This window comes from [Limnothrix rosea] IAM M-220 (genome assembly GCF_001904615.1).
Taxonomy (GTDB): Bacteria; Cyanobacteriota; Cyanobacteriia; order Cyanobacteriales; family MRBY01; genus MRBY01.
Genome location: NZ_MRBY01000016.1, coordinates 1 through 12,946 on the forward strand (window position 1 = coordinate 1; position 12,946 = coordinate 12,946).

9 protein-coding genes and 1 pseudogene are annotated in these 12,946 nt (G+C 45.6%); 5 read left to right on the forward strand and 5 right to left on the reverse strand.

Going from position 1 to position 12,946, the window contains the following annotated elements; all coding sequences use genetic code 11:
* Positions 1-52 precede the first annotated feature (52 nt).
* Both NIES208_RS08410 and NIES208_RS08415 read right to left on the reverse strand, forming a co-directional pair.
* Entirely contained in the window at positions 53-757 is a 705-nt protein-coding gene (locus NIES208_RS08410) for a cytochrome b/b6 domain-containing protein (RefSeq protein ID WP_075891686.1), read from the reverse strand.
* A gap of 58 nt (positions 758-815) precedes the next feature.
* On the reverse strand, positions 816-1,439 hold the full coding sequence (locus NIES208_RS08415; RefSeq protein ID WP_075891688.1) for a TMEM165/GDT1 family protein: 624 nt from the start codon (positions 1,437-1,439) through the stop codon (positions 816-818).
* Between the two features lie 372 nt (positions 1,440-1,811).
* On the opposite strand from NIES208_RS08415, the gene asnS reads away from it, so the two are divergent.
* From asnS to NIES208_RS19775, 4 genes and pseudogenes are all read left to right on the forward strand, one after another.
* Positions 1,812-3,200, forward strand: a complete 1,389-nt coding sequence (gene asnS / locus NIES208_RS08420; RefSeq protein WP_075891690.1) for an asparagine--tRNA ligase — start codon at positions 1,812-1,814, stop codon at positions 3,198-3,200.
* Between the two features lie 5 nt (positions 3,201-3,205).
* Positions 3,206-4,009 carry a hypothetical protein gene (locus NIES208_RS08425; protein ID WP_075891692.1) on the forward strand — a complete coding sequence of 268 codons (804 nt, stop codon included), beginning with the start codon at positions 3,206-3,208 and terminating at the stop codon, positions 4,007-4,009.
* Positions 4,010-4,019: 10 nt separating this feature from the next.
* The gene (locus tag NIES208_RS08430) at positions 4,020-4,436 is read left to right on the forward strand and encodes a DUF488 domain-containing protein (protein WP_075891694.1); all 417 of its coding nucleotides are present in this window, start codon (positions 4,020-4,022) and stop codon (positions 4,434-4,436) included.
* Between the two features lie 74 nt (positions 4,437-4,510).
* Positions 4,511-4,606: pseudogene (locus tag NIES208_RS19775) on the forward strand (amino acid--tRNA ligase-related protein); the annotation flags it as partial.
* Between the two features lie 38 nt (positions 4,607-4,644).
* Here NIES208_RS19775 and NIES208_RS08440 read toward each other — a convergent pair.
* From NIES208_RS08440 to NIES208_RS08455, 3 genes are all read right to left on the reverse strand, one after another.
* Positions 4,645-7,743, reverse strand: coding sequence for a GAF domain-containing protein (locus tag NIES208_RS08440; RefSeq protein WP_084176577.1), 3,099 nt, complete (start codon positions 7,741-7,743; stop codon positions 4,645-4,647).
* Positions 7,744-8,476: 733 nt separating this feature from the next.
* The gene (locus NIES208_RS08445; protein WP_139325017.1) at positions 8,477-9,868 is read right to left on the reverse strand and encodes an eCIS core domain-containing protein; all 1,392 of its coding nucleotides are present in this window, start codon (positions 9,866-9,868) and stop codon (positions 8,477-8,479) included.
* Between the two features lie 185 nt (positions 9,869-10,053).
* Positions 10,054-11,370 (reverse strand): ABC transporter substrate-binding protein, encoded by a 1,317-nt coding sequence (locus NIES208_RS08455; RefSeq protein ID WP_075891700.1) that lies wholly within the window; start codon positions 11,368-11,370, stop codon positions 10,054-10,056.
* A 126-nt stretch (positions 11,371-11,496) separates the two neighbouring features.
* Between NIES208_RS08455 and NIES208_RS08460 the strand changes: the two genes are divergently transcribed.
* On the forward strand, positions 11,497-12,945 hold the full coding sequence (locus tag NIES208_RS08460) for a carotenoid oxygenase family protein (protein ID WP_075891702.1): 1,449 nt from the start codon (positions 11,497-11,499) through the stop codon (positions 12,943-12,945).
* The last annotated feature ends 1 nt before the right edge of the window (position 12,946 follow it).

Here is a 12,946-nt window from a genome sequence, read left to right on the forward strand (position 1 = left end):
GCTCTCCCATTCACCGCGTCGTACTTCCGAGCATGCTTAAGCAAAACTCACGTTATTTAAGTAGAGGAATAATCCAAGCCGCGACAAGGCTCACCAAAATCGCAATTTCCAAGGCAATCATCGTCGTCATTGGTTGAAACCATTTTCTCCAAGCTCCCTGCTGGACACTCGACCACCACCTAGAAAGCTGCCCAGACCAAAGAGTCGGACTATCTTTCTCGCGAAACTCCCAAGTCAGCATTGAGAGCAACAATGGAGCCCCACCCACTTTGGCATTCATCAACAGGTGTAGAGCAATGGCACCGACCATTACCACCCACGAAATGAGATGAGCGTAGTACCAAGCATGGTTTAACTCCCCATCGGGTAGCCAGTTTTCATCCATCATCTTGCCGCTGAACACAGCAAAGGTTAATGCCAGCAGTGCCAGAGTATTTGTCACTCGATTGAGGTTATACCACCAGATGGGTTTGCCCACTTGAGTCAGTTTTCTCAAGGTATTGGGTTGTATCAATCGTTTTTGCCCCCGATGGAAGGCATAGATGATAAACGCCGGAAATATTAGTAATGTCCACAGCCCAAAAGTGCCATGGATGCCCTCAATGTCTGGGAAGGTGGGCAGGGGAATTTTGCCCCAGCGACCGTCGTAGGTGTCGTATGTCCAATAGGCGGTGAGAATAGCGGCCATGAGGAATAGCCCCACAGAGCCATGCAAAATACGCAGGAGAAGGGGTTGATAAGGGCGGGATAATGCCATCTTTTTAGTTGATTTTGTCTAAGGTTGAAGGATTTTAGATCTGCAAAAGGGTTGTGACTTAGGGGCTTTCCATCGCAGCGAGGATGCCAAAGCCGATAAATAAGACACCGCCTAATGCTGTGAGTAGACGCTCAGAAATACGTCCAGCGATGAGTTTGCCACAGACTACGGCGATCGCCGCGCAACTGACATGACCCAAAATTGCTCCTAATAACACGCCATAGGGATGCTGGGCAGATGCCATGGTGACGGTTGCAATCTGTGTGCGATCGCCCCATTCGGCAACAAAAGTGAGGGTAAATGCTTCCAACATAATGGATCTAGCAGACCAGATAACAATGTTTCGTTCACGCTGTTCGACTGCCTCTAGAGCCTCCGCCTGTTCACCGTCCATGGTTGCTTGGCCAGATAGGCGACTGGCATCATAGAGCAGTTTTAGCCCAAAACCAATAAACAACGCGACAGCAATGCCCCTGACGTAATGCTGCGGGAAAAAAGTCATGATTTGCCCAATCCAGACCGAGAGCAAAGTCATGCTCGTCAGAGCCGCCGCCGCCCCAATAAACACCCACTTTCGGGGGTGACGCATGGCTAAGATTGCCCCAATAAAAAAGCTTTTATCCCCGATTTCCGACAGGGTGATCAGTAACAACCCAGAGGTAAATCCTGTTAAAAAGTTCATGCTCTACTCCAATTTGAGATGGATTAAGTAGGCATGACGGATATCTAGAAAGACCCCACCAAGCCCACTTTTTCCGTGGACTTAGTGAAGGTCTCGCTGACAAATCAGAAAAACTAATTTGCTATCGGCACCAGGCTCATCACCAGTATGTTGACGCCGATAACGGGCGATCAATCGCCCAAGCTACTCCCCTTCATTGATTTAGAAGCACCATGATTTTCGGTGAATGTCAAAGCAAAATGATCGCCATCAATCCCCGACTCAGGCGATCGCCGCTTTCCTATTCCAATCCCTATTTCCTGTCAGCCAACAAACTGGATAAGATAAAGAGCAACGGCGATCGCCACCTTTTTTACCTGAACCCCAGAAGTTATGACCATGCGCATCAAGGAAATCCTAAAATCTGCTGAAATCCAGTCCACCGTTACCATCGAAGGCTGGGTCAAAACAAAGCGGGAACTAAAAGCGTTTTCCTTTATCGAGATTAGCGATGGCTCCACCATGGACGGCATACAGGTGATCATCGACAAAGATTTAGCCGACTACGACAACATCATCAAACAGCTCAACACAGGTGCATCGGTCACAGCAGAAGGATTAGTGGTCGAATCACCGGGAAAAGGCCAACGTATCGAAGTGCAAGCCTCCGCAATTACTGTGCACGGCGAAGCAGATCCTGAAACTTATCCCCTCCAGAAAAAACGCCATAGCTTTGAATTTTTGCGGACAATCGGTCATCTTCGGGGCAAAACCAATACCCTCGGCGCGGTAATGCGGGTGCGTAACGCTTGTGCCACAGCCATTCATCAATTTTTCCAAGAAAAAGGCTTTATTTGGGCGCACACACCGATTATTACAGCGAGTGATTGTGAAGGAGCTGGCGAAATGTTTGCGGTCACGAATTTTGATATTGCCAACCCAAAACGTGACAAAGCTGGGGCAATTAATTACGCCGAAGACTTTTTCGGTCGTCCGGCCTATTTAACGGTGAGTGGTCAGCTCGAAGCCGAAGTGATGGCGATGTCTTTTAAAAATGTCTATACTTTTGGCCCCACTTTCCGCGCCGAGAATTCCAATACCTCCCGTCACCTCGCAGAATTTTGGATGGTGGAACCGGAGATGGCTTTTTGCGATATTATTGGCGACCAAGATTTGGCGGAAGAATTTCTCAAGTACATCTTTAAATATGTGCTGGAAACTTGCCCAGAAGACATGGAATTTTTCAATAAGCGTATCGACAAAACTGTTCTTGAAACCGCCAACAATATTATCGATAACGAGTTTGAGCGCATTACCTATACCGAGGCGATCGCCCTACTAGAAAAAAGCTCTAAAAAATTTGAATTTCCCGTGGCATGGGGTATCGATATGCAGTCCGAACACGAACGTTATTTAGCAGAAGAATTATTCAAAAAGCCCCTAATTGTCACCAACTATCCCAAAGAAATTAAAGCCTTTTATATGCGTCTAAACGACGACGAAAAAACCGTTGCCGCCATGGATGTTTTAGTCCCAAAAATTGGTGAACTCATTGGCGGTTCCCAGCGGGAAGAACGACTAGACGTACTCGAACGCCGCATCAAAGCAATGAATATCGAAGCCGATGACCTCTGGTGGTATCTCGATTTACGTCGCTTTGGCACAGTGCCCCATGCAGGCTTTGGTTTAGGCTTCGAGCGACTGGTGCAATTTATGACGGGCATGGCAAATATCCGCGATGTGATTCCCTTTCCCCGCACACCTCTCAATGCAGAATTCTAAACATCATGTTCGATAAGCAACGCCGGAAAATTTTGATCGTAACAAAAACATACCCATCTATCAGTACAAAATATAAAGAGACAGTCTGTACTGCTGGAATGCTATTAGATGACGAAGAGAAACCTCTAGGTTGGATAAGAATTTACCCTATCCGCTTTCGAAAACTAGATTTTGATAAACGATATCCTCGTTGGTCAATTATTAGTGCCGAAATTTGGCGTGATGAAAGAGATAGCCGAAAAGAGAGTCATAAAATCGAAGATCAATCTATTCAGTTAATTCGAAAAATTGACACACAAGATGCATGGCAAGAGAGAAAGAGCTTTATTCTGCCTTTTCTTGACCAATCTATTAAACAAATCCAATCTGAAAACAGATCTTTAGGACTACTTAAACCTAAGCAAATTAAGAAGTTTTACATTAAAGAAACAACAAGGGCTTGGAGTGAAAGACAACAAGGAGTACTGGATCAGTATGATTTATTAGAGAAACCTGTCGATTTAGAAAAAATCCCATATCAATTCGGTTATGAATTCATAGATGAAGATGATTTTTCTCATAAATTTTCCATTAATGATTGGGAGATTGCTCAACTTTACCGTCAATGTCGTGATAGATCTAGGAAGATAGGTTTGGAGGCAGAACAAGAAGCTTTAGTTAAAGTAAAGGCGAAACTTGAAGGAGATTTCCTGAAAAATAAAGATCTTTACTTTTTTGTCGGTAATCAGAAAAGATTCAAAAACTTCATGACTATTGGCTTGATTTATCCTCCTAAAGTCAAGACAAAACAATTATCATTTGATTTATAATTTTTCAACTATGCAAACTCAATCTCCACAAGCATCTATTTTTACATTCGGCTACGGTAATCGGAAAAACTATGACCAATTTCTCGAATATCTTCAAAATCATGAAATTGATTGTGTTGTGGATGTTCGACACACTCCTAGGGCTTGGACTCGAAAGTGGTATGGTCAACAAATTCAAAACTTGTGTTCAGAACATGATGTTGAGTATTACTCTGAGCCAGCATTAGGGAATACTTCTGGTTCCAAAAACTGGATTCCACCAAACCTTGCCCAAGCGGATCAAGCACTCCAAGATCTTGCTAAAAAGATTCAATCATGTAGGGTTCTTTTATTATGTTCTGAACTGGATCACCACAAATGCCATCGTACTGAAGTTGCGGAACAACTTATGAAGTTAACAGGGAGTGAGATTCACCATTGCTGTTAGTTTCTGAATTACAAAGCGTTCTGTTTATGACAACTTCAATATTCTGTCGCTAGAGCATACTGCGTCATTCTCGTTTAGGCTTCGAGCGACTGGTGCAATTTATGACGGGCATGGCAAATATCCGCGATGTGATTCCCTTTCCCCGCACACCTCTCAATGCAGAATTCTAAACACCATGATTTCTAGACCGCGCTGGACGATAGGTTGTCTATTCGTGCAAAGTATCCTCTTGGGTAATCGGTAAACGGATGGTAAACGTCGTACCTTGTCCTTTACCCGAAATACATTTTAAAGAACCTCGATGTTTTTCGGTAACGATTTGATAGCTAATCGATAGCCCCATACCTGTACCTTTACCCACCGCCTTTGTCGTGAAGAAAGGATCAAAAATGCGTTGACAGGTTCCTTCAGACATGCCAGTACCATTGTCTTGGAACATGATCGCAACAGCATGGTCATCTAGTTGTTGGGTGCGAATAGTGATGCAGGGTTGTTTTTCTTTAATCTCTTGGTAACTGAGGCCTTTATTGCTTTCTTCAATAGCATCGATGGCATTGGCCAATAGATTCATAAATACTTGATTAAGCTGACTGGGAAAACATGTCACTAGAGGTAAGCTGCCATAGTCTTGAATAAGTTCAATGGCAGGGGAACTACCTGTATCCTTGAGGCGATGTTGCAAAATTAATAGGGTGCTGTCGAGACCTTCATGGATATCGACGGCTTTAAATGCGGCTTCGTCGATGCGGGAAAAATTTCGGAGGGATGTGACAATTTCCCGTATGCGCTCGGTGCCTAGGGAAATAGAATCAACAATTTTTGGGAAGTCTTGTTTGATGAAGTCGATGTCATATTCATCTATGGCTTGGGCTACGGTGGCTTCTGGTTCTGGGTAAACGGCTTCGTATACTTTTAGGAAGTTGAAAAGGTCGTGGACATGGCCATTGAGATGGCTGAGATTGCCATAGATAAAGTTGACGGGATTGTTGATTTCATGGGCCACGCCTGCAACTAATTGTCCTAGGCTAGCCATTTTTTCGGTTTGGATGAGTTGGGCTTGGGATTCTTTGAGGTTATCGAGGGTGTTTTTGAGTTGTTCGGCTTGGTTCTGGATATATTGGACATAATCAGCTTGCTGTAGGGCGATACCCAGCTGTTCGCCGACTTGGGCTAATAGGTCTATTTCGTCGGCTTGCCATGATCGGGGAGCGTTATTTTGGTAGGCGGCTAGTAGTCCCCATAGTTTATCGTCGTCAAAAATCGGGGCGATCGCGTAGGCTTTTGCTTGAAATTCTTCTAGGAGTTTAATATGGCAATCTTGGTGACCAACGGTATAGATATCATCGACGCTAAAAGTCTCGTTGCGGCGGTATCTTCCCCCTTGGTTTTCCATTAAAAAGGTATCTTCGACCGGTGGGATGTTGTTCACTAGGGGCTGCCATTGCTCTGCCACGGACTCGAAAAGGAATTGTCCACTCCAGTCGCTATTGAATTGATAAATGGCGACGCGATCTGCGTTAAGGATACTGCGGACTTCATCGGTAGCGGTCTGACAAATGTCCTGAAAATCAAAGGAGCGACGAATCTTGCTCACAATCTTGATTAGGGATTTTTGGCGATTAATGGCGCGTTCTTGTTCTAGGGATTGTTGGATGGCGATGCCTAGTTGTTCGCCAATTTGTGCTAATAACTCGACTTCATCATTTTTCCAAGGGCGAGGGCCTGTATTTTGGTAGGCGGCTAGTAAACCCCATAGTCTATTGTTTTCAAAGATCGGGGCGATCGCGTAGGCTTTTGCTTGAAATTCTTCTAGGAGTTTAATATGGCAATCTTGGTGACCAACGGTATAGATATCATCGACGCTAAAAGTCTCGTTGCGGCGGTATCTTCCCCCTTGGTTTTCCATTAAAAAGGTATCTTCGACCGGTGGGATGTTGTTCACTAGGGGCTGCCATTGCTCTGCCACGGACTCGAAAAGGAATTGTCCACTCCAGTCGCTATTGAATTGATAAATGGCGACGCGATCTGCGTTCAGGATACTGCGGACTTCATCGGTGGCGGTCTGACAAATGTCCTGAAAATCAAAGGAGCGACGAATCTTGCTCACAATCTTGATTAGGGATTTTTGGCGATTAATGGCGCGTTCTTGTTCTAGGGATTGTCGGAGGGCGATGCTGAGTTGTTCGCCGATTTGGGTGAGGAGTTCTATTTCGTCGGTTTGCCATTGTCGGGGGCCTGAGTTTTGATAGACGGCGAGCATGCCCCAAAGGTGATCTTTTTCAAAGATTGGGGCGACGACATAGGCTTTTGCTTGTAGTTGCTCTAGTAGTTTGATGTAGCATTCTGTGTATCGGGCTTGGTAGATATCATTGATGGCGAGAACTGTGTTGTTTTTGTAGCATCCGCCCTTGGTTGCCATGAAGTGGGTGTCTCGGATATTGATTAATGTTTCTGTTAGGCTTTGCCAGCCTTCTTTGTGGGATTCGAATAAGAATTTACCGCTCCAATCTTCGTTGAATTGGTAGATGGTGACGCGGTCTGCGTCGATGATATCTAGTGTTTCTTTGGTGGCGGTCTGGCAAATGACTGTCCAGTCAAGGGATTGGCGAATGCGATTGGTGATTTTAACGAGGGCTTTTTGGCGTTTGAGTGCTCGGCTTTGGGCTTTGGTTTTGGCTAGGAGGGTTGCTTGGTTGGTGATTTGTTCGAGCTGTTCTGCTTGTTGGAGGGCGATCGCGAAGTAGTCGGCAATTTTTCGGACAAATTCAATTTCTGGCAATTGCCAGCGGCGGGGCTGGTGACATTGGTGAACACAGAGTAAACCCCAGAGTTCTCCGTCTTTGAGAACTGGCACGATGAGGTTTGCTCGCACTTGGAATCGCTTGAGGATCGACATGTAGCAATCGCTCAGGTTTGCTTCGTCAATGTCGGCGATCGCCTGTATGCGTCCTTGGGCATAGTCGGCGGTAAATTGTGATCCGAAACAGCGGTCATAAACTCTCTCGGCGAGGGCAGAAGAGATTCCTTCAGTAATATCTTCGGCAACAAATTCTCCTTCTTCACAGCCACTTTCTGGAAGGAAACGAAATACACAGACACGATCTGCATTCAGTAGCTGACGAATCTCTGTGGCAGTGGTGTTTAGGATTGTATGGAGATCGTTGGACGAGCGAATTTTGTCAATGATGCCGGCGATCGTTTTTTGCTGCTGAATCTGCTCAAAAAGTTTGTCTGTACAAGAAGCCAATTGGTAGGCAGCTTGTTCGAGAGCATTAAAATTTGATTGGGGATCAGGGACGGCTGCCATAGGTACTCAAGGGAAATGTGGCTGAAATTAGTCGGATGAATTTTAAGTCAGCGGGAGTATTGCGGTGGGAATATGAACGAAAAGGCTTTTTTTATTCTAAATACAAGGTAACGAAAACTGTTCCGCCATGTTTACTAAAATAATAATTTAATAAGTTAGATGAGCTTTTCAGGGTATTTGGTGTTGGTAATTGTGAAGCTATGGTTCATAAATGTTTCACATGGGATATGGGTAAAGGAAGGGGATTTGGATAATGCTTGAGAAGTGATGAAGCTGGCTTTAGATGTCATACTAAGGTCTCATGACTAAAGCTTCTTTCTCTGTTTTCTCATAAGTGAGGGGCGATCGCCCTAGATAACGTCAGTTATGGATAAGAATTTAGCTGATATTTCTTTAAAGAAAAGAAGACAAGGAGAGGTAGAGACACGGAGAACCAACGAAAATTTGCGTTTTTTGACCCCTAGGATTGTTTGGATAAAACATCTCCCTATCTCTCGCTCTCTTATTCGCCGCGTCGTATTGCCGAGTACCCTTAAGCAAAACTCAGGTTAGATATGATGACTCGCTGATTATCTTTTCGTAAGGATTTTAGTTTACCCATTGGCCGCTCTAATTTTTTTAAATTGATATAACCATCTTTGGTATGACAATCTTTGAATTTTTTTTATCTTTTTTTTGATTTTTCATATCAAAGGGTTTAGGAGACTTTTTTTAGCTTTACAGATGAGTTTATTTAGCCTTGATTCTGTGCTTGGTCAAATAGATATTGATTGTAAGGTCCCCAAACTTCGGCAGCAGTGTGGTAACCGTACTCAAACCTTTTCTTGCTCTTGACTGCCCAGAATTGCTGGAGTGCATACATCGCAGCCTCTATGATGGCGTTGTTTATACCATGAGCACGTAACATCCCAATCACATTGGCTGTGGTTGCCGATGGCCCTGCATTTTTCTTTGTATGCTTTGGTAGCTTCTTACTCCAAGCACTTTTTTTGTTGTATCGCGGCATTCCCAATATATTTTTACTCTTTCTCCCCGCAGCCAAAGGCCCATGACGAGGTAAAGCGGATGCAGTCGCATCATCGTCAAATATTGATGATAGATTCTCTAAGTCATCTGCATATTTATAATGCAAGGCAAGATCAGCAAGTAAGCCACCGGTTCTTGCAATGCCCCAGTCCCTTGACCATGTTCGTAGGCCGTCGCCTAAAGTCATGTTGCTGCCACTGCCCCAATGCTTCGCATCTCGACCAACTCCTGCGAGTAGATTGTCTAATTTTCCTTGCCATTGTGCTTGGTCGTTGAGGTCGTCCATGTCATCAATCATCTGTTGGATGTCTGCTATTTTCTGGTTTATCGTTCTGATGATCGTTTCTAGATGGCCTAGTTCTACGTTGTCGTCACGGTTTTGTGTCACCGTTGTTTCGACGGGATCTTTTTTGGTTTGAATGCGGGATGATGGGCTTTGTTGCTGGACGACATGGGTTAGCTCATGGGCGAGTAATGTTTGGCCTGTGTGGCTATGGGGTTGGTATTGGCCTTTGCGAAAGAAAATATCTTGTCCTGTGGTGAAGGCTTTGGCTCTGATGGAATGGTTTAGATGATCTGCGTTGCTGCTGTTATGGATTCTGACGTTACTAAAGTCATGGCCGAAAGCTTGTTCCATTTTTGGTTTGAGAAAGTTCGGGAGTTTTTGTCCTGTGCCTCTGGCTTGATTGATGGCTGTTTCGAGGCTTGCGGTGTGATGGGAGGATGGGCGATCGCCTTTGCTTTGGAGATTTGGAAAGTTGAGAGGGGTAATGTTCGGTAATTGTTGGTTTGTTGCTTTTTTTTGTTGTGGCTGCTCTTTTTCTAATGATGTAATCTGGGGCGTTTGAATCTGTTTAATGATTTGAGCTGCAACGTGATCGGCTTCTTTTTCGTATTTGTCGTTGGGTTTAGCGATCGTTAGTTTTGTTTGAATCGGAAAAGATGGCTCGTGGGATAAACCAAAAAAGTTCGGGTTACGAGGTTTTACGCTTGACTGGGAATCTAGGGAAAAGTTAGGTGTTTGCTGAGGAGATGGGGAGGCGATCGCCATGCTAGGTTTCTGGGCGGGCGTTGTTGTCTGTCGCTGTCTACTAGTCATGGCGATAATTCCAATGCGCAATAAGTTTATTGTAAGAAGAAAAGTCCTTGGTATGGATCTTTTTTATGTGGGCATAATTTTGCTTTTTTCACTGTGGTTCATTGCGTCACTCGTCATTTTTATAAATAAAAAAAGAGATCTACTTTATAGATCCCTTTTTCCATTATGATGCTAAATTTCAAGCCTTAAAGTGCATCTACTGGGCTAACGGTATCGATGACTTCTAGGCTGCCATCTTCATTAACTTGCCAAACATCGTAACTACCGGCGAGGTCACCATTGTCGTCAAACTCAACGTTACCGCTAGCGCCTTGGTAGTTGATTTCCTTGCCTTCACGAATCATGGCGATCGCCTCACAGGGATCACTCACTTCTTCGCCGGGTTCGTTGGTCACCGCCCGGAGATTGTCACGGATGCCTTCGCCAGTATTTACATCGGCTTTTTCTGCTGCCAACATCATGGCGATCGCCGCATCCCAAGAGTGAGGCACAAACGCGCTAACTTCTTTGCCAGTTTCCTCTTGCCACAGTGTCGTGAATTCTGCCAGAGCCACACCATCAGCACCGGGCACAGTACCGAGGGAGCCAGCAATGATGGACTTTCCATCCGGCGTTGTCCCAACTTGCTGCGTGAAGTCAGGGCTATAAACACCATCGGTGAGCAGTACCGTTACACCTTCACTTAAACCCTGCTCATAGGCGGCCTTCAGCAAAACACTACCCGTCTCTGCGTAGAGAACACCAAGAACCGCATCAGGCTCCCCAGCAAAGGCTGCCGCCGCCTCACTATCGAGGGTTGCCGCTTTGGGATCATAGCGAACAGGATTATCCTTATTGACGATTGTGCCGCCAAGTTTTTCGAATGCTTTCACAAATTCCTGCTCAAAGCCCACACCATAGTCGTTATTAATCACAACGGTGGCCACACGCTCGAAGCCTTGCTTTTGAGCCAAAACGGCCAAGGCGGGAGCTTGATAACTATCGGGCGGCGCAGTCCGTGCCCAGTAGCCATCAAAGTCACCTGCTGCTGCGCGCTCAGTAAACACAGGACTGGTACTACCGGGGGAAATTTGCATCACGCCATTCCGCACTGCCACGTCCACCGCCGCACTAGAAACACTACTGGCAAAGGAACCCACAACGCCCGCAACTTTATCAACTTCTGCCAACTTCGTCATTGCGGCACCGCCAGCCGTGGGGTCAGTTTGGGAATCCTCTTGGACAAGGCCCACGGGCATGTCATTCACACCACCACAGGCGTTAATGGTGTCAACGGCCAACTGCACTGCCACGGGCATATTTTGACCGATGGAAGAAAGGTCTCCCGTGGTGGGGGTTAGGGAGCCAAGTTTTAAACCACCTTCGTCACCGCCAGCAGAGGTTTCTGTGGTTTCGCCACCTTCTGCACCTCCGGGAGGAGCGGTCTCCTGACAAGCTGCTGTAAAGGCTGTTAGTGCCGCTAAAAACAGGGCGATCGCCGTATTAAATCTAGATTTCCCCATGGTCGAAGAACTCCTCACAAATTCATTTAATTCCCCCCATTCTAGGCATAAACCCCCACCGCATTAAACATTCGACTCGGAAAAGAAGTTTAGAATAGCTAATATTTCCAATACGCCAAGAACTCAATGGTCACTGCCCCGAATCCGAATCTTTCCGCCACAAAACCAGCCTGGTCAAAACTCTTTGAACAACCCGCCCAGCCTTTTGCCTTAACAAAGCTAGAAGTTCTTACTGGTTCGGTACCAGAAAAGTTGCGCGGTACTCTATTTCGCAATGGCCCCGGACGACTGACTCGCGGCGGCGCTGCCATGGGTCATTGGTTCGATGGTGATGGTGTGATCTTGGGAATTTACTTCACAGAAACTGGTGTTCAAGCGCAATATCGCTATGTTGAAACTCAGTATTTCCAAGCGGAATCCGCAGCGGACACATTGCTCTATCCAAATTACGGCACAGTTGCACCCGGAAAAGTTTGGCAGCGGTGGGGGAAATCTGCTAAAAATTCTGCTAATACTTCTGTTCTTCCTTTAGGCGATCGCCTACTTGCATTGTGGGAAGGTGGCAAGCCCCATGCCCTTAATCTTGAAACCCTCGAAACACTAGGTGAAGATAACCTCGGTTTAGGCAAAAAAGATACTTTTTCAGCCCACCACAAAATCGATCCAGCTACAGGCGAAATCTATAACTTCGGCGTAATTTTTGGGAAAGACGCGACTTTCCAAGTTTACAAATTAGATGCCCAAGCAAATCTCCTGAAGCGTGCTCAATTCACCGTAAAGGGCTTGCCGCTCACCCATGATTTTGTCCTAGCGGGCGATTATTTAGTTTTCAGTATTTGCCCCGTGCGTTTACAGGTATTCCCTGCATTGTTCGGCCTCAAGAGCGTGAGTGATTGCCTACAATGGCAGCCAGAACTCGGCACAGAACTTGTCATTCTCAACCGCCATACTTTAGAGATTATTAGCCGTTCCACCCATGATGCTTGGTTCCAATGGCACTTTACTAATGGTTTCGTGAATGATCATGGTGAAATAGAGCTAGAAATGGTTCGCTTTAATGACTTTGCCAGTAATCAACAATTTGTCGAAATTCCCCAAGGCAGTATCCAAACCTATGCAAAAGGAACCCTCTGGCACTATCGTATTGCTCCAAAGACGGCCAACATCCTAGAGTCCTACCCAATGGGCGATCGCCTCAGTTGCGAATTTCCTATTACTCTAGATTCCCAAACAGGTCAGCCTTGGGATAAAACCTTTATCGGTATCCATCGTCAAGAATCTGATATTGGCCATGAGATTATTAATGGCATCGCTTGCCTTGATCAGAAATCCCAAGAGTATACTGTCGCAGATATGGGCGCTGGACACTATCCATCCGAACCTATCCCTGTCCAAAATCCAGATAATCCCCACCAAATTTGGGTCTTAACGGTGGTCTTTAATGCTCCAGCGAACAGAAGTGAGCTGAGAATCTATGACGGCGATCGCCTGAACGACTCACCTTTATGCATCCTTCAACTCCCCCAGATTATTCCACCGAGCTTCCACGGAAAATGGCAACCCAAAAAAAATTAAA